Source organism: Bacillus thuringiensis (assembly GCF_022095615.2).
In the GTDB taxonomy this organism is placed as follows: domain Bacteria; phylum Bacillota; class Bacilli; order Bacillales; family Bacillaceae_G; genus Bacillus_A; species Bacillus_A cereus_AG.
In genome coordinates this window covers 4746570-4761765 of sequence record NZ_CP155559.1, presented here as the reverse complement: position 1 = coordinate 4761765, position 15196 = coordinate 4746570, and the positions used below count along the sequence as shown (strand labels likewise).

Sequence of the window (15196 nt, the reverse complement as noted above, 5' to 3'; positions counted from 1 at the left end):
CATTACATGTACCTAGCGGAAAAAAAGAGCTCTAACAATATTATATTGTTAGAGCTCTTTCTATTTAGTCGCGAATACCTAATGCGATTTTCGCCATACGTGACATGCGTTCTTTAGACCAGGGCGGATTCCAAACGACATTTACTTCTATTTCATTGACTTCAGGTACATTCGTTGATAATACTTTTTTAACGTCTGATACAATTTGCCCAGCCATTGGACAACCGATAGAAGTCATCGTCATTGTAATGACAGCATTATTATTTTCATCTGCTGTAACGTCATAAACTAATCCAAGGTTGATAATATCAACACCTAGTTCAGGGTCAATAACAGCTTCTAAGTTTGTATATAACTTTTCTTCAAATGCTTGTTGTGACATGTGTAGCACCCCCTGCATAATTAATGATATCGATTCTCATTATAACGGAAATGTACATAATGTGCAGGAAATGAGCTCAAAAAAAGATCCCTTTTGGAAGAGGAATCTTTTTGGAATGTCTATTCAGTTTTAAAATGAGATACGAGTTGATCTAATTCTTCAACTGTTTGTTTCATTTGTCTAGCGGTTTGTGTCATCTCATTCATCGTAATGACTTTTTGCTCAGCAGAGTGTGCTGTTGCCGCTGTTTCACTAGATACTTCAGTCGAAATAGAAGCGATGTTATTCAGTGAAGCGTTCATTTCTTCAGCGCTTGCAGCCATTTCCTCAGCAGTTGCTGAGATGTCTTGCATTTGAGTAGATACTTTATTTACTTGTTCTACAATCGTTGTGAAAGAATTGCCAGCTTCACGAATGACATGAATGCCTTCAAATGCCTCAGAACGACCTTGTGACATCATAGAGCTCGCAGTTTCAGTGTCTTGTTGAATTTGATGTAGTAATTGGTTAATATCTGTTGCTGCTGTTTTAGATTGTTCTGCAAGTTTTCGAACTTCGTCAGCTACGACAGCGAAACCTTTTCCTTGTTCGCCAGCACGAGCTGCTTCGATAGATGCATTTAAAGCAAGTAAGTTTGTTTGCTCTGCGATATTAGAAATAGATTGTACAGCTGTATCAATATATTTCGTGTGAGTGATTAGACGTTCGACCACTTCTGACGTAGCATTTACCGCGTCGTGTATCGTTGTCATTTGTGAAACGGATTTTTGAATAACAGTACTTCCGTCGTTAGCTTGTTCAGATGTAACTACAGCAAGCTCAGTTACAGATGTGGCAGATTCAGCAATACGCTGAACGCTTACTGCCATATCGTCCATTGCAGTTGAGCTTTCTTCCATACTAGAGGCTTGTGATTGAATATTTGCATTTAAGCTAGACATCGAGCTCTGAACTTTTATTGTTGCCTCGCGTGATATATTCGTCTTTTCTAGCATATTTTCAGAAGCGTTTTGCACTTCCACAGATGTTTTTTGAACACGATTGATAATATGTTGTAGGTTTTCTAACATTTTATTAAATGATGTTGCGATCGTACCAATTTCATCATTACTATTTACTTGTAGGCGGGCTGTTAAGTCACCTTCTTGAGATGATAATTCTTTTAGCTTACTATCAATTTGTTGAATTGGTTTAACAAGTTTACCAGAGAACCACCATGCAACAGTGATAGCTACGATAATACAAATAACAAGTGATAAGAAGACAACATATTCAATTTGTAGCGAAGATTGATCAATTTTTTCGATAGATTGATCACGTAACTTGGCTTGTTCGTTACTGTAATTTGTGAAGTCACCAATTACTTTATAAACAGTACCATTTTCTGCATAAGCTACTTGTAAAGCCTCTTCCCACTTTTGTTCTTTTGCAAGAGTGAAAACTTTTTCTTCAATAAATTTTCTCCAAGTGGATCCTGATTCCATTGTATTTTTCATGGACTGAGAAACATTTGGATTAGAAAGAAGTTTATCTTTTGAATCCTCCAGACGTTTACTCATCTCATTAAATTTGTCTAATTCAACTTGATCATGTTGTAATAAATAACCTCTTAAAGCAGAGAGCTGTACTTGATAAGCGTCCCCACGCTCTTTCAATTCTGTTGCCAGAGGGGAAATTTCTTTTTGTAATGCTTCAGCTTGACGAGATTGATCCATGGTAAAGAATAAAATAAAAGCTAAGGCGATGCCAAATAAAGCGCAAATCGTTCCCATCATGAACATTAGTTTTTTTCGAATGCTAATAAAACTCATATGATAAAAAGCCTCCTTTGTGAAATCTTAGTATTAGAATTAATAAATTTAAAAAATTGAAAGAAAGCTTTACTCCATTTGGAACAAAGCTTTCTTCTTTCCTTTAGGAATTATAGCAGACGGAATGAGAGATAGAAAGAGATATTTTAAGATGAAAAAAGAGAGACTGTAAATCTCTCTTTTTAATAATTTGGAGCTCATAGAAATATAAATGAAAGTTTTGCTTTAAACGTTTGTTTTGAAATGAGAAACGAGAACTTCAAGTTCTTGTACAGTCGTTTTCATTTCAGACGCATTTTTAGCAACGATACTCATTTTGTTTACTTGGTCACCAGCCGAAGTTGCTGTTTGTGATGTTTCGGCGGCAACTTCATTTGAAATAGAAGCGATGCTATTTAAAGCTGCATTCATTTCCTCAGAACTTGCGGCCATTTCTTCAGCAGTTGCAGACATTTCTTGCATTTGTGTAGAGACTTTGTTAATGTGGTTAACAATTTCTGAGAATGAAGATCCAGCGGTACGAATGACTGTAATTCCTTCCGAAGCCTCTGACTGACCTTGTGTCATCATTTCATTTGCTATTTTTGTATCTGCCTGAATTTGATGAAGTAAATGGTTAATGTCAGTTGCCGCTAGCTGAGATTGTTCAGCAAGTTTTCGTACTTCATCGGCAACAACAGCGAAGCCTTTTCCATGTTCGCCAGCGCGGGCTGCTTCAATTGAAGCATTTAAAGCGAGTAAATTCGTTTGTTCTGCGATATTAGAAATGGATTGAAGTGCAGTATCAATATGATTCGTATGTGTAATAAGTCGCTCTACTACTTGTGATGTAGCGTTAACAGCTTCGTTAATTGTATGCATTTGTGTAATAGATTTCTCAATGACTTTATTCCCACTATCTGCTTTTTCTGAAGTTGTAACAGCTAGGCTAGTAACAGAAGAGGCGAATTCAGCAATACGTTGAACACTCGTTGCCATATCGTCCATTGCAGTTGAACTTTCTTCAATACTGGAAACTTGTGAGCGAATATTGTGCTCAAGGGCATTCATAGTTTCTTCGGTTTTTGCTGTATTTTCCATAGAAGCAGTTGTTTCGATAAACACATTTTCAGATGCTTCTTTTACACTTGTTGATGTTTGTTGCACTTGTTTTATAATACGTTGTAAGTTAGCGAGCATTTGATTAAATGAATTGGCGATATCACCAATTTCATCTTTACTCGTTACATGAAATCTAGCTGTTAAATCGCCATCTTGAGAGGCTAATTCTTTTAATTTCTCATCAATTTGTCGTATCGGTTTAACGAGTTTACCAGAGAACCACCATGCTAATAAAATAGATGTTAACGTACATGTAATGAGAGAGAAGAAAATAATATATTGAATAAGAGATGAAGAAGACTCTACGTCAGCAATTAATGCGTCACGTTTATCATTTTCTTCATTTGCATATTTAGTAAAACGGCTTAAAAGATCGTTTACATAGTCGGTTTGAGCTAAAGCGATTTTGGATGCTTCGTCCCATTTTCCTTCGCGAGCGAGAGGAAGGACTTCATTATCTATGACGCTTCGCCATTTTGCCCCCATCAAAATCGCTTCTTTCATTCCTTCTGGGAGTTTTTTATCACTTGTTACTTTCTCTCTAGTATCAGCAAGTTTTTTTCCTTCTCGGTTGAATTTATCCAATCCATTTTGATCATGTGACAGTAAATATTCTTGTAAACCGGCAACTTGTGCTTGGAACCAATCACCACGTTCTTTTAAAATTGTTGCTCGTTTTGATACATCATTTTTTAACGTTTCAATTTCGCTTGCTTGGTTCATAGCGAATGAAAGAATAACAATAAGAGCAATACTAAATAAAGAAGAAATGCTTAAGAGTGTGAACAGTAGTTTTTTTCGAATACTAACATATTTCATCGTTACCCCTACCTTTAAAAACTATTTATTATAATTTATAAATATTAAGAACGACATTAATAAAAACATCATTATGAAGTTATTAATCTGTTCAATGAAAATTATAGCAGATAATGGAAGATGGCAGATTGATATGAGCAAATGTTCTTAAAATGTATACATTTGTATATCAAAAAGTTCATAAATAAAAATTAGAAATGCTATTGTAATTTGAAATAACATCATGTATACTTCTAATTAGTTGATAACGATTATCAATATCAACTGTAACATTACTCTTCGTTATGTTGGTCATACCCCTTTTTGACGACGTAAGTCAGAGACGAAATGTTGAAATATCTTGTGTCCTATTCTACAGAATTATGGTAATCTCCAACCTCAACTTATATGCGTAAGCATGCAAAAAGGATCCTATCCGTGAAGGGATCCTTTTTTGTATGCTGTCGCAATTAATGTATATAAACCAGGCACACGTTCTTCAATTCCTTCCGGTGCAGTAGAAGGGAAGACCCATCTTTGATGCGCCCCGTGTTCTTCAGCTAGTTTTTCAATTTTAAAACGTTCTTCTGCAAGGGTTGTAATAATTTCTCCTAGCGTCCAGCGACGGATGGTTGTTTTAGGTAATGCTTCTTTCTGCGCTTCTGTAAGAAGGATGCTATAAGCCACATCATCTTCAATCAATTCTTCATCGAAATAATTTCCGTTAGCCCGAAATGATGGGTGGTCTACTCCTAGTAATTTCGTGTAAACAGGATGATAGTCACGAAGGATAAGCGTTCCACCTCCTTTAAGTAAGGTAGTAATTTTTTGAAAGAGCGGTTTTAAATCTAAAAAATAGTGGAGTACACCAAGTTCCAGCAATACGATATCAAATGATTCGGAGAGCTGCACATTTAATACATCAGAAACGACATACTGGATAGAGACTCCTGCTGCTTCCGCAAGTTCATTTGCATATTTTGCATTACTTGCTGAAATATCGACAACTGTTACGTCAGCTCCTAAAAGGGCGAGAGCAACGGCTTTATTTCCTTTTGACCCGAGTAAATTAATGATACGTTTTCCTTTTGGAGATTGTATGTAAGGTAAATAGTGATCTACTTCGCGCACGGGATCTGCCATAAGCTTTTTCGCATAATCGGCTGGCGCCCCGTGGCGATTCGTCCAAGCTTCATAAGCAGCTGCATTCCAGCTTTTTTCATTACGTGTGCTTAGTTGTTTTTGATTCAATCGTATCACTCCTTTTGTGAACGTATAGTTATTCGGCAGGGGGATGGGATTTCCTTTTCTTTCTGAATAAAAGTTTGATTTTTCTGTGATTAAGTCGTACAATACTTGTTATACGTAAAAGCGTTGAAAAGGAAAAGTAGGATGAACACATTCTTTCCAGAGAGCTTCGGTAGCTGAGAAGAAGCAAGAATATTCATTTGAACAATGGCCTTTGAGCTTCGTCCTGAACTTATCAAATGATAGTAGTAGGCGGCGACGAGAGTTGGTACTCGTTATCAAAACCACAGTATAAGAGCATATAGCTCCGTACTTGTTAAGGCTAATTATGTGAGTAATTGGCGAAATAAGGTGGTACCGCGACTGTTTATACAGCCCCGCCCTTATCTTTTTTAAGATAAGGGCGGGGCTTTTTTATATTTAAAAGGAGGAATGTAAGATGAGTATTTTTATTGGAGGCGCTTGGCCGTATGCAAATGGTTCGTTACATCTTGGACATATTGCGAGTTTGTTACCTGGAGATATACTAGCACGTTATTACCGGGCAAAAGGTGAAAATGTGTTGTACGTTTCGGGAAGTGATTGTAATGGAACGCCAATTGCAATTAGGGCAAAACAAGAAGGTGTGACGGCGAAGGAAATTGCTGATAAGTATCATGAAGAATTCCAGCGATGTTTTCGTAGCCTTGGTTTTACGTATAATTGCTATACACGTACAGATAGTGAGCATCATCATGAAACTGTTCAAAATGTCTTTTTACGTTTATTAGAAGAAGGCTATATTTATAAAAAAACGGTGGAACAAGCGTATTGTGAAACGTGTACGCAGTTTTTACCTGATCGTTATGTAGAAGGCATTTGTCCACATTGCCATGAAGCAGCAAGAGGAGATCAATGCGATGCGTGTTCAGCTATTTTAGATCCACTCGATTTGTTAGAAAAGAAATGTAAATTATGTGGTAGTACACCGTCCGTGCAGGAAACAGAGCATTTTTATTTTGCATTGCATACATTTCAGGAGCAAATCAAAACGGCTGTAGAAATCGCAAAGCAAGAAGGAACATGGCGCGACAATGCGATTCAACTAACAGAGAGATATGTTAAGGAAGGTTTATTAGATAGGGCTGTATCACGTGATTTACCAATTGGGGTACCAATTCCAGTAGAAGGGTATGAGGATAAGAAAATTTACGTATGGATTGAAGCTGTGACAGGATATTATTCAGCGAGTAAACATTGGGCTGAAGAAACAGGAAATGATGATCAAGAGTTTTGGGATAGAGAAGCGAAAACATATTATGTGCACGGAAAGGATAATATTCCGTTTCATTCCATCATTTGGCCAGCGGTATTACTTGGAATAGGAGAAGGAGCAATTCCTCATCATATCGTTTCGAATGAATATTTAACAGTTGAAAAAAGAAAATTATCTACAAGTAAAAACTGGGCAGTATGGGTGCCGGACATATTAGAACGCTATAATCCAGATGCTATTCGTTACTTTTTGACAGTCAATGCACCAGAAAATCGTGATACTGATTTTTCATGGCGTGAATTCATTTACAGTCATAATAGTGAATTGTTAGGTGCATACGGAAACTTTGTGAACCGGACATTAAAGTTTATTGAAAAATATTATGGTGGTATCGTGCCGCAGGGGAGTATTGATGTAGAGCTGAAAGATAAAGTAGAAGGATTATATAAAAATGTAGGAGAAGCAATTGAGCAAACTAAATTTAAGGTGGCGCTAGAAACAATATTTGATGCAGTACGTTTTGCAAATAAATACTTTGATGAGAGGCAGCCTTGGAAACAAAGAGAAGATGATCCAGTTTCATGCGAAGAAACGATTTATAACTGTGTGTATCTTATCGCTAATTTTGCAAATCTCCTTGAACCGTTTTTACCATTTTCAAGTGAAAAAGTTAGAAACGCATTATCGATCGGGAACCGAAATTGGGAACCTCAACATACGTTGCCGAATAGAATCGATAGTGTGCAGCCACTATTTGAACGAATCGATGTAAAACAAATTGAGCATGAGGTAGAGAAGTTACATGGAGCGGTAAAGTGAGATAGAGAAAAAGAAAAACAAAAAGACCTTTCAAATACATGAAAGGTCTTTTTGTTATGCAGTAGGATTCTCTTTCTTATCCTTTAAGAAGAAAAGCACAGCAAGGATTACGAGAATAATAGCTGCAATATCATATGTTATTTTGAATGTAGTATTAAAGTTTAAGTACTCTACTAAAGGAGTTTTGACTGCCCCAGCATATATGCAAATGGGAATGAGGAGCAAATCGTAAAATTTCTTTTCTTTCATATATCTTATTAGGAAGAAGATACACATAATGGCAAAAAAGGCTACGCTTAAAATAGTCATTTATACCTCCAAATAGATTTGAAATTATACCACATTGTAACTATATTTACATTTATATGCAAGTTTCTATTTTCACGCACTATGCACGCTACTATGTTTCTTTTCTTTCCTAGCTGTAAGTAGCTGAGGGGTGAAAATCCCAAGTAGTATAAAGATTATTCCAATCCACTGCATGAATGTTACGACTTCATGCACAAGTGTAATAGAAGCGATAATGGCCGTTGGTAATTCAGCTGCTCCTAGTATTGTACTAAGTCCTGTTCCTACTTTCGGTACGCCAATTGAAAAACAAATGACGGGTACGACAACACCGAACAATCCGAGGAAGAAAGCATATTTCCAAAGACCCGCTTGCAGGGCACCATCCGTTAAAAAGGTTGGCGGGAAGAATAGGCATACGATAAGAGTAGCACTTGTTGTCATAAGAAAGCTTTTCGTATAAGGCGGAACTTCTGTAGCAACGCGCCCACTTGCAAAAACATAGAATGAAAAAGAAACAGCGGCTAATAGTCCAAAGATAATCCCTTTCGTAGAAAAACTTTGTCCGAGGCCTTCAAATACACCACCTGCAAACAATGTACCAGCAAATAAAATAAGGATAGATATGATCTTATCGCGGCTTGGAAATGTTCGATTTGCGATTGCTTCAATGAATACACCAATCCATGTGAACTGGAAAAGTAGGACAACAGCGATAGATGCGGGTAATTCTTCTACAGAAATAGCGTAGAAGATACCAGTCATACTCATTGTTGTACCGACTGTTAGTAAGGAAAAGAATTGCTTTTTTGTTACTTTATGACGTGAAACGAAAAGAACGAGCAGAAGAAGCCCGATCCATCCGAAGACATATTGTCCCCCTAATAGTTGATGTGCTGAAAATCCATCAATGAATCCGAGTTTGAAAATAGTTGAAAGTACGCCGTAGCTACAAGCTCCGAATAAAACAAGTAATGAATACTTAAATTTTTCCATGAAAATCCTCCTTTTAAATAATAAAAAACGCCCGCTATCCAAATAAGGATAACGGGCGAACGAAACAGAGTAAGATACTCTACAAAATTCCGCCACTCATACGAAGTATGAATTTGGGATATGAAATTGTAGTAGATTTTTACATTGCTTTTGGGAATACAATAGAACATTTTACACCTTGAGGCGTGTTTTGTATCCCATAAGGAAATTGATGTTTATCTAGTATTTGTTTTACAATGTATAACCCAAGACCACTACCTTGTACTAAGCCATGTTTGTCAGGGTTTGCGCGATAGAATGGCTCAAATAGATGGGCAAGTTTATCCTCATCTATTTGTGAACCTGTATTTAATACTTCTAATGCGTAACCGTTAGGCTTTTCATAAAGCTTTATATATACATGCTGATGGTCAATTGTATAATGAATTGCATTTGAAATAATGTTAAAAATAGCAGTTTGAATAAATTTAGGATCAGCTAAAACCTGTACATCTTGTTTAATGTTAGATTGAACATTTAATTGCTTTACAGATACGAAATAATCAACTTTCTTCATAACATCTTCAATAATATTAGTTAGTGAGATAACTTTTAAATCAGGTTTAAATTGAGGGTTTTGTATTTTGGATAATTCCGACATTTTTTCCGTTAATATGTTAATGTCTTGCATCATTTCATAGGAACGTTTTAAATATTTATCTCTATCTTTATAAGCTCCAATTCCGTGAATCATGCCATCTAGTTGTCCCATAACGGCTGCAATTGGTGTTTTTAATTCATGGGAAACCATAGACATAAATTCTTTACGAGATTGTTCTAATTGTTGCTCCTTTTTGAGTTCATTTCTTAAATCTTGATTGCTTGTATGTAAATTCTTCACAATATTTGGTACTTGTGAAGCAGCTACTTGTAAATTAAAATCTGTTTGATCAGTATTTTTGTTAAGTAGCTTTTTATCTGAGAAATCAAGATTCATAATATCTTTTAAAGCATCACTCATAAATTGAAAAGGTTTAGCAATTAGTTTTGCATAAATTAAAGATCCGAGCAAAGATAATGCAAGCATTGTCGCGCCAATATTTGGAGCTAACTGCTGCAGTGCATCTGTTAATTTTGGATCATCTTGTGCATCATTTGGTTTACTTGCTGCATTTTGTTTATGTAAGGCATCATTAGTAGCGACTTGCTTTTCCGTTTCTGTAAGTGGAGCAGAAGTGCTATTTTTCCTCGGAATATTTTGAGCATGTTCTTTTGCTTTTGCAGTTTGGCTAGGCTGCAAAAGGTGATTGATAGCTGTAGAGAGTGATTTATAATCTATAATAGAAGATTGGAAATTAAAAATGTCTCCCTGTGATACAGCTTTATTTTGATTCATTTTACTTTGGTCGTTTTGTTTGTCTGAATCCGCTTGTTCTGTAGACAGCGCTCCATTTTCTTTTGCAAAACGTTCTTTATCATAGTTTGAAGCTAGAAAATAAATAATTTGATAAAGACAAAGTGATAAAAGAATACAAAACAATAAGGTTTTGATGAAAATATTTTTGGTGATGTTGTCTGTGCTACGATTCGATTTTGTAGCCAATGCCTTTCACCGTTTTAATATAAGGAATCCCTAATTTTTTTCTTAAGTTTTTAATATGTGTATCTATAACTCTTACATCACCATAATGTTCATAGCCCCATACCTTATTCAGCAAATCACTTCTTGATAATACTTTTCCCCGATTTTGCAGTAAAGTATAAATAATTTCAAATTCCTTTGTTGTTAATTCAATTTGATTACCATGAACATAAGCGGCATATGCTGTAGAATTTAACATCAATTCACGGAATTGTAGTATAGTTGCAGTTTCTGCTTCCTTCGTTGCTGCCCTTCTTAATACAGCTTCTACACGTTTAATAAATACGGTGTAATGGAACGGTTTCGTAATATAGTCATCAATACCTAATTCAAATCCTTTAATTTCACTTTCTTCATTATGTAAGCCTGTTAACATAATAATCGGTACATCAGATTGTCCTCGCATAATTTTACAAATACTATAGCCATCTATATCTGGTAACATCACATCAAGGAGGACAAGATCGTATGAATTTTTTTGGAAAAGAAGTATACCTTCTGTTCCAGCGCCAACGACATCAACGGTAAAGCTTTGTGCCATTAGAAATTCACGAATCAGTTCTTGTATATCTGGGTTGTCTTCAATCACCAGTATATGCGTCATAGTAACACCTCCTAAATAACGCTTTTTACTGCAATATTCGAATTCATCATTTTTGAATGACTCAGATTGTTTATACATATAATAAGCCCCCGCTATAAAATAATCATGAAAGTAGCAAGGGGAGTTGTTTTAGCGAAACTGAATATTTCAGAATTACAGTAATTCTATTATAGTATGTATCGTAAAATTTATAAAATATTATAACTGTATAATTTTAATATCCATGTTTATCAATGTTTTGAAGTTGCTTGTACAATCTATTCCATTATATATGTAAATACAGTTGTTTTGCTACTGTAAATGAAGAAATAAAATAAGCCAAGACATAAAATTCTTGGCTACGGGTAAATCGTGTTGTTAGGTTATTTTACAGTGACAGTAGCCTGCTGTGGAATACGCTCAAATAACCAGTGTATATCATTGTTATACATACGAATACAACCTAGTGTTGTCCACTTGCCGATTGCCTGATTATTGTTCGTACCATGAATTGCATAAGTTGTTCCGTAAGTTCCAGCCATATTTAAGCCTAGCCAACGGTCACCAAGTGGATTACGTGGGTCGCCGCCTTTAATTTTTCCTGTATAGTAAGGACGGTTTTTAATTTTATTAACGATTTGAAAAGTACCTTTAGGTGTAGGTGTACCTGCTTTTCCAGTAGCGACAGTAAAACTCTTTATAAATTTTCCGTTTTGATAATAATCCATTTTATTTAACTGCGTGTTTATAACCAGTTGATCTTTCGTTGTAGCTGCCTCCGCAGCTGTAAACGGGATACTTAAAAATCCTAATGATAATAGGGCGCTTAATAATAATTTTTTCATCATTATTCTCCTTTTACTATTGTAATAGTCTTACATACAATGAACTTGTAATCCTCGTAATGTTTGATTTACATTCTCATCTAATGTTTCAAAGAAACTAGTAATTTTGGTATTATGTTTGTTGTTTTTATCAATAAGTAATCTTTCATTTAGTAAAAGTTCCCCATGTAGTCCAAAACTTTGAACTTGAATATTTAATTCATCTTCAGTTTCAGAAATAATTGGTAAGAAATAGTGGAAAGCTTTCGTTGGAATGATGTAACTTTTGCCAATCATGCTTTCTTGATTTGAATTAATCCATTTTTTCGTAACAATCTTAATGTTCTTTTTTGAAACGATAAAAGACAGTGTTGTAGATTTTGTTAAACTTACGTCAAATTCACTTGTTTCGCATATGTGCAAATTAAAAACGGTTTCATTTTGATGAGATTCAATATTTGTATTAATAAAATCATGCATTTTATAAGCTTCCATTTCTTATTCACCCTTTTTTCAATTTCGAAAAGCGATTTATATTTATTCAAAATAATGTTTAGTCATATATTAGTTAAATTTTTCAACAAATTCCGATATAATCTTACAATATGTATATGTAGCTAATATGAAGTTAGTATGAGTTTGTGGTGGTTTTTTATTGAGAACAAAATAAGGTGATTTCTAAGTGTTAAAAAATGGATAAAAAATGTATATTAGTGCCTTTGTATCGTCCGATATATAGTTGTTAGCTCGTTTTAAAACGATAATGGTTAGCAGCAAATAATGAACGGAAAACTTTAGTGTGAGCCTTACAAAAATGTAATAAAAATGTAAGCTATTGTGATAGTTATTTCGACAATTTTTTTATACAATAATGGTAAGAAGTTGTACGTGATTGAAAGGAGAGATGACATGGAATGGGTTCATGAATTATTTCAGCAGTACGGGTACTATGTTGTACTTGTTGGTTTGCTGTTAGAATATATTGCACTTCCGTTTCCGGGAGAACCGACGTTAGCATATGCGGGATTTTTAGCACAGAAGGGTGATTTAAGTTTACCGATCTTAATTATCCTATCCTTTATTGGGACAAGTGTAGGAATGACAATTCAATACTTTTTAGGAAATAAATTAGGTATGCCCTTTATTCAAAAGTATGGGAAATACGTATTTTTAACACAAAGAAAAATCGACTTAACAAGAATGTGGTTTGATAAGTATGGATACTTCCTGATTTTTATCGGTTTCTTTATTCCTGGTGTACGTCATTTTACAGGATACTTTGCAGGAATTATTAACTTACCATTCCGTCGCTTTGCAATTACAATTTACTCAGGTGCTCTATTTTGGGTATCATTCTTCTTAATCGGTGGTTACTGGTTAGGTGGCAACTTACATGATATTTTTGGAGTGTTAGAAGGTCATATCGGTAAAATCATTTTTGGAGTGCTTGTGATTGTAGTAGTTACGTTAGGAGTTCGTTTCCGCAAACAGTTAAAACGAGCATTCTTACAAAACGCAAGTTAATATGAAATCCATTCTATGTCAAAATTTAGGAAGGCAGTGCAGATGCACTGCCTTTTTTATTTTATGTTCCAATTTATTTTCAACTTTCCTTTTAACTGGTTTCCACTAACTATAATGTAATACGTTCCGGTCTTAATTGCAGCGAAATGGTATGTATTAGGACCGTTTGAAGCTAAATAATTTTCTTCCTCTTGAAATTCACTAGCCATTTTGATATCCCCCATGTAGCCATTTGGATTTTCAGCTCGTGATTCAATCGTGAATTCTAATATGTCCCCTCGTTTTAGTTTAATGGGGACTTTATGTTTACCATTAAAATGTTGAAAAGATGCTTCGAAAGAGTTATCTGTTTTTGTTTCGACCCATTGTTCTTTTGATGTTCCAAACTTTTCTATATCTATTAAGTTGATTGTGATAAATATAATAAGCATAATGCCTGGCACGACATATTGTATCCACTTAAATTTTGTTGCTATAACTGTACATAAATAGAAAAAAAGAGAACATATTGCTCCAATTGATCCGAGAAATAAGAACTGTATTAGACTAGCTTCTTTAAATATTAGGAATGGAAGAGAAAATAAATAGCCGCAAAAAATATAAAGGCACAATGTCTTCAGTCTTGTATGTGTTTTTAATTTCAATTTATCGATGCAAATAGAACAAAAAATTGCATATGCCGCAAGAATAGGAACGAAGGGAACATATAGTAGTTCTCGTAATCCAGCTAAGAAACTATATAATGTTTGTTGACTAGTTGTTAAGAGAAGCGTGCTAATAAGTAATAATAACAAAAAAGCCGCTGTAAGTTTGGTAAAAATGTAAGAAAAGGTAGATGTTTTCTTCATATGGAATCTCCTTTGTTTAATATTTCACATTCATTATATAAGTTATTTTCATCATAATACATCTTTATTTTTGTCAATTATTAACGTCAAAATGACAATTATAATTGACAACAATAAGGATATTATTTACAATTTTAATTAAATAAATGAAAAAGAGGGAAGACATGAAGCTTCAAAATCGAGTGAGGGAATTGCGAGCAAAGCATCGTGTATCACAAGGGGATTTAGGGAAAGCGATTGGATCATCGAGGCAAACAATTAGTTTAATTGAACGCGGGGATTATGCACCATCTATTGTATTGTCGTTAAAAATCGCACAAATTTTCAATGTACCGGTGGAGGAAATATTTATGTTAGTGGAGGGGGAAGAGGACGATGAAGAGTAAACGAAAAAAACAATTTGATTTTGTGGGGAAAATATCATTAAGCATGATGGGTGGCTTTTTAACAACGTATGTAGCTTTAAATTTACTCTCGGATGAACCGAGAAAATTATCATCTAATACATTTATAGGTGTATGTACTATTTTTGGAATCTTAATGATGTATTACACTTGGAAGAATACACGTATGTTAGCGGAGGCTCGCGATGAGGAAGAGAGCGTACAAGGCAGAAAATTAGGCATTATAAGTATATATTTACGTGTAGGTGATATAGTTACGCAGGCATGGTTTGTATATGCGGTTATTGCATGTAGACGTGCACTGTTACAGGATACAAATGTTTCATTTGCAGTGTGGAATTTAGTAGCTTCTATTGTTTGTTTAACCACTGTAGTGATTAGCGGGCTCATAACAAAAAATCATTATAATAAGCTATATCCTGAACAAGGTGTAACATATATGGAATCTATGAAAATGTGGACGAAAAACGCAGACGAAGGATTAAAACATATTGTGCATGAGGCTGGATATAAAGCGTATGAATTTACGAATACAATATTGGCATATGTATGGTGGGCTGCCGTTATATATACAGCGGCTAGTGATATCGATTTTGTATTAATTGGCTTAATCTCATTTATTTGGATATTGCATCTTGGAAAATTCATGTACGAAATGCAGAGAAAAATGATTTATTAAGGGGAGAAAAAGGTG

The 15196-nt window shown here is 34.9% G+C and carries 15 protein-coding genes and 1 other annotated feature; of the genes, 4 read left to right on the top strand and 11 right to left on the bottom strand.

Features of this window, described 5'->3' with window-relative positions:
• Positions 1-64: 64 nt before the first annotated feature.
• The 4 genes from KZZ19_RS24800 to KZZ19_RS24785 form a co-directional block, all read right to left on the bottom strand.
• Entirely contained in the window at positions 65-382 is a 318-nt protein-coding gene (locus tag KZZ19_RS24800) for a metal-sulfur cluster assembly factor (RefSeq protein ID WP_237981317.1), read from the bottom strand.
• Positions 383-501: 119 nt separating this feature from the next.
• Positions 502-2193, bottom strand: coding sequence for a methyl-accepting chemotaxis protein (locus KZZ19_RS24795; RefSeq protein WP_237981318.1), 1692 nt, complete (start codon positions 2191-2193; stop codon positions 502-504).
• A 225-nt stretch (positions 2194-2418) separates the two neighbouring features.
• Entirely contained in the window at positions 2419-4113 is a 1695-nt protein-coding gene (locus KZZ19_RS24790; RefSeq protein WP_237981319.1) for a methyl-accepting chemotaxis protein, read from the bottom strand.
• A 411-nt stretch (positions 4114-4524) separates the two neighbouring features.
• Positions 4525-5343 (bottom strand): class I SAM-dependent methyltransferase, encoded by an 819-nt coding sequence (locus KZZ19_RS24785; protein WP_237981320.1) that lies wholly within the window; start codon positions 5341-5343, stop codon positions 4525-4527.
• A 114-nt stretch (positions 5344-5457) separates the two neighbouring features.
• Positions 5458-5728 (top strand) — a binding site (T-box leader).
• A gap of 51 nt (positions 5729-5779) precedes the next feature.
• On the opposite strand from KZZ19_RS24785, the gene metG reads away from it, so the two are divergent.
• On the top strand, positions 5780-7414 hold the full coding sequence (gene metG, locus KZZ19_RS24780; protein ID WP_237981321.1) for a methionine--tRNA ligase: 1635 nt from the start codon (positions 5780-5782) through the stop codon (positions 7412-7414).
• 54 nt (positions 7415-7468) lie between these two features.
• Here the strand turns inward: metG and KZZ19_RS24775 are convergent, their stop codons facing one another.
• The 6 genes from KZZ19_RS24775 to KZZ19_RS24750 all read right to left on the bottom strand — a co-directional run bounded on the left by KZZ19_RS24775 (position 7469) and on the right by KZZ19_RS24750 (position 12221).
• A complete protein-coding gene (locus KZZ19_RS24775; protein WP_000154150.1) occupies positions 7469-7723 on the bottom strand; it encodes a hypothetical protein in 255 nt (84 codons plus the stop codon).
• Positions 7724-7795: 72 nt separating this feature from the next.
• The gene (locus tag KZZ19_RS24770) at positions 7796-8698 is read right to left on the bottom strand and encodes an EamA family transporter (RefSeq protein ID WP_237981322.1); all 903 of its coding nucleotides are present in this window, start codon (positions 8696-8698) and stop codon (positions 7796-7798) included.
• 139 nt (positions 8699-8837) lie between these two features.
• Complete coding sequence (locus tag KZZ19_RS24765; RefSeq protein WP_237981323.1) at positions 8838-10280, bottom strand: sensor histidine kinase; 1443 nt, start codon at positions 10278-10280, stop codon at positions 8838-8840.
• The gene (locus KZZ19_RS24760) at positions 10258-10923 is read right to left on the bottom strand and encodes a response regulator transcription factor (protein ID WP_088098302.1); all 666 of its coding nucleotides are present in this window, start codon (positions 10921-10923) and stop codon (positions 10258-10260) included. Before KZZ19_RS24760 ends, KZZ19_RS24765 begins: the two co-directional genes overlap by 23 nt.
• Before the next feature lie 362 nt (positions 10924-11285).
• Positions 11286-11747, bottom strand: a complete 462-nt coding sequence (locus tag KZZ19_RS24755; protein WP_237981324.1) for a L,D-transpeptidase — start codon at positions 11745-11747, stop codon at positions 11286-11288.
• A 30-nt stretch (positions 11748-11777) separates the two neighbouring features.
• A complete protein-coding gene (locus tag KZZ19_RS24750; RefSeq protein WP_237981325.1) occupies positions 11778-12221 on the bottom strand; it encodes a DUF3978 family protein in 444 nt (147 codons plus the stop codon).
• A gap of 414 nt (positions 12222-12635) precedes the next feature.
• Between KZZ19_RS24750 and KZZ19_RS24745 the strand changes: the two genes are divergently transcribed.
• The gene (locus KZZ19_RS24745) at positions 12636-13250 is read left to right on the top strand and encodes a DedA family protein (RefSeq protein ID WP_088098299.1); all 615 of its coding nucleotides are present in this window, start codon (positions 12636-12638) and stop codon (positions 13248-13250) included.
• Between the two features lie 56 nt (positions 13251-13306).
• Here the strand turns inward: KZZ19_RS24745 and KZZ19_RS24740 are convergent, their stop codons facing one another.
• Positions 13307-14098, bottom strand: coding sequence for a hypothetical protein (locus KZZ19_RS24740; RefSeq protein WP_237981326.1), 792 nt, complete (start codon positions 14096-14098; stop codon positions 13307-13309).
• 164 nt (positions 14099-14262) lie between these two features.
• On the opposite strand from KZZ19_RS24740, the gene KZZ19_RS24735 reads away from it, so the two are divergent.
• The gene (locus KZZ19_RS24735) at positions 14263-14484 is read left to right on the top strand and encodes a helix-turn-helix transcriptional regulator (RefSeq protein WP_237981327.1); all 222 of its coding nucleotides are present in this window, start codon (positions 14263-14265) and stop codon (positions 14482-14484) included.
• A complete protein-coding gene (locus KZZ19_RS24730) occupies positions 14474-15181 on the top strand; it encodes a DUF3169 family protein (protein ID WP_237981328.1) in 708 nt (235 codons plus the stop codon). Before KZZ19_RS24735 ends, KZZ19_RS24730 begins: the two co-directional genes overlap by 11 nt.
• Positions 15182-15196 lie beyond the last annotated feature (15 nt).

What these genes read in the sequence shown, in the direction of transcription:
- KZZ19_RS24750 (WP_237981325.1), bottom strand. Translation starts at nt 12,221, where the DNA reads ATGGAAGCTTATAAAATGCATGATTTTATTAATACAAATATTGAATCT.
- KZZ19_RS24730 (WP_237981328.1), top strand. Translation starts at nt 14,474, where the DNA reads ATGAAGAGTAAACGAAAAAAACAATTTGATTTTGTGGGGAAAATATCA.
- metG (WP_237981321.1), top strand. Translation starts at nt 5,780, where the DNA reads ATGAGTATTTTTATTGGAGGCGCTTGGCCGTATGCAAATGGTTCGTTA.
- KZZ19_RS24735 (WP_237981327.1), top strand. Translation starts at nt 14,263, where the DNA reads ATGAAGCTTCAAAATCGAGTGAGGGAATTGCGAGCAAAGCATCGTGTA.
- KZZ19_RS24790 (WP_237981319.1), bottom strand. Translation starts at nt 4,113, where the DNA reads ATGAAATATGTTAGTATTCGAAAAAAACTACTGTTCACACTCTTAAGC.
- KZZ19_RS24740 (WP_237981326.1), bottom strand. Translation starts at nt 14,098, where the DNA reads ATGAAGAAAACATCTACCTTTTCTTACATTTTTACCAAACTTACAGCG.
- KZZ19_RS24770 (WP_237981322.1), bottom strand. Translation starts at nt 8,698, where the DNA reads ATGGAAAAATTTAAGTATTCATTACTTGTTTTATTCGGAGCTTGTAGC.
- KZZ19_RS24760 (WP_088098302.1), bottom strand. Translation starts at nt 10,923, where the DNA reads ATGACGCATATACTGGTGATTGAAGACAACCCAGATATACAAGAACTG.
- KZZ19_RS24775 (WP_000154150.1), bottom strand. Translation starts at nt 7,723, where the DNA reads ATGACTATTTTAAGCGTAGCCTTTTTTGCCATTATGTGTATCTTCTTC.
- KZZ19_RS24745 (WP_088098299.1), top strand. Translation starts at nt 12,636, where the DNA reads ATGGAATGGGTTCATGAATTATTTCAGCAGTACGGGTACTATGTTGTA.
- KZZ19_RS24755 (WP_237981324.1), bottom strand. Translation starts at nt 11,747, where the DNA reads ATGAAAAAATTATTATTAAGCGCCCTATTATCATTAGGATTTTTAAGT.
- KZZ19_RS24795 (WP_237981318.1), bottom strand. Translation starts at nt 2,193, where the DNA reads ATGAGTTTTATTAGCATTCGAAAAAAACTAATGTTCATGATGGGAACG.
- KZZ19_RS24800 (WP_237981317.1), bottom strand. Translation starts at nt 382, where the DNA reads ATGTCACAACAAGCATTTGAAGAAAAGTTATATACAAACTTAGAAGCT.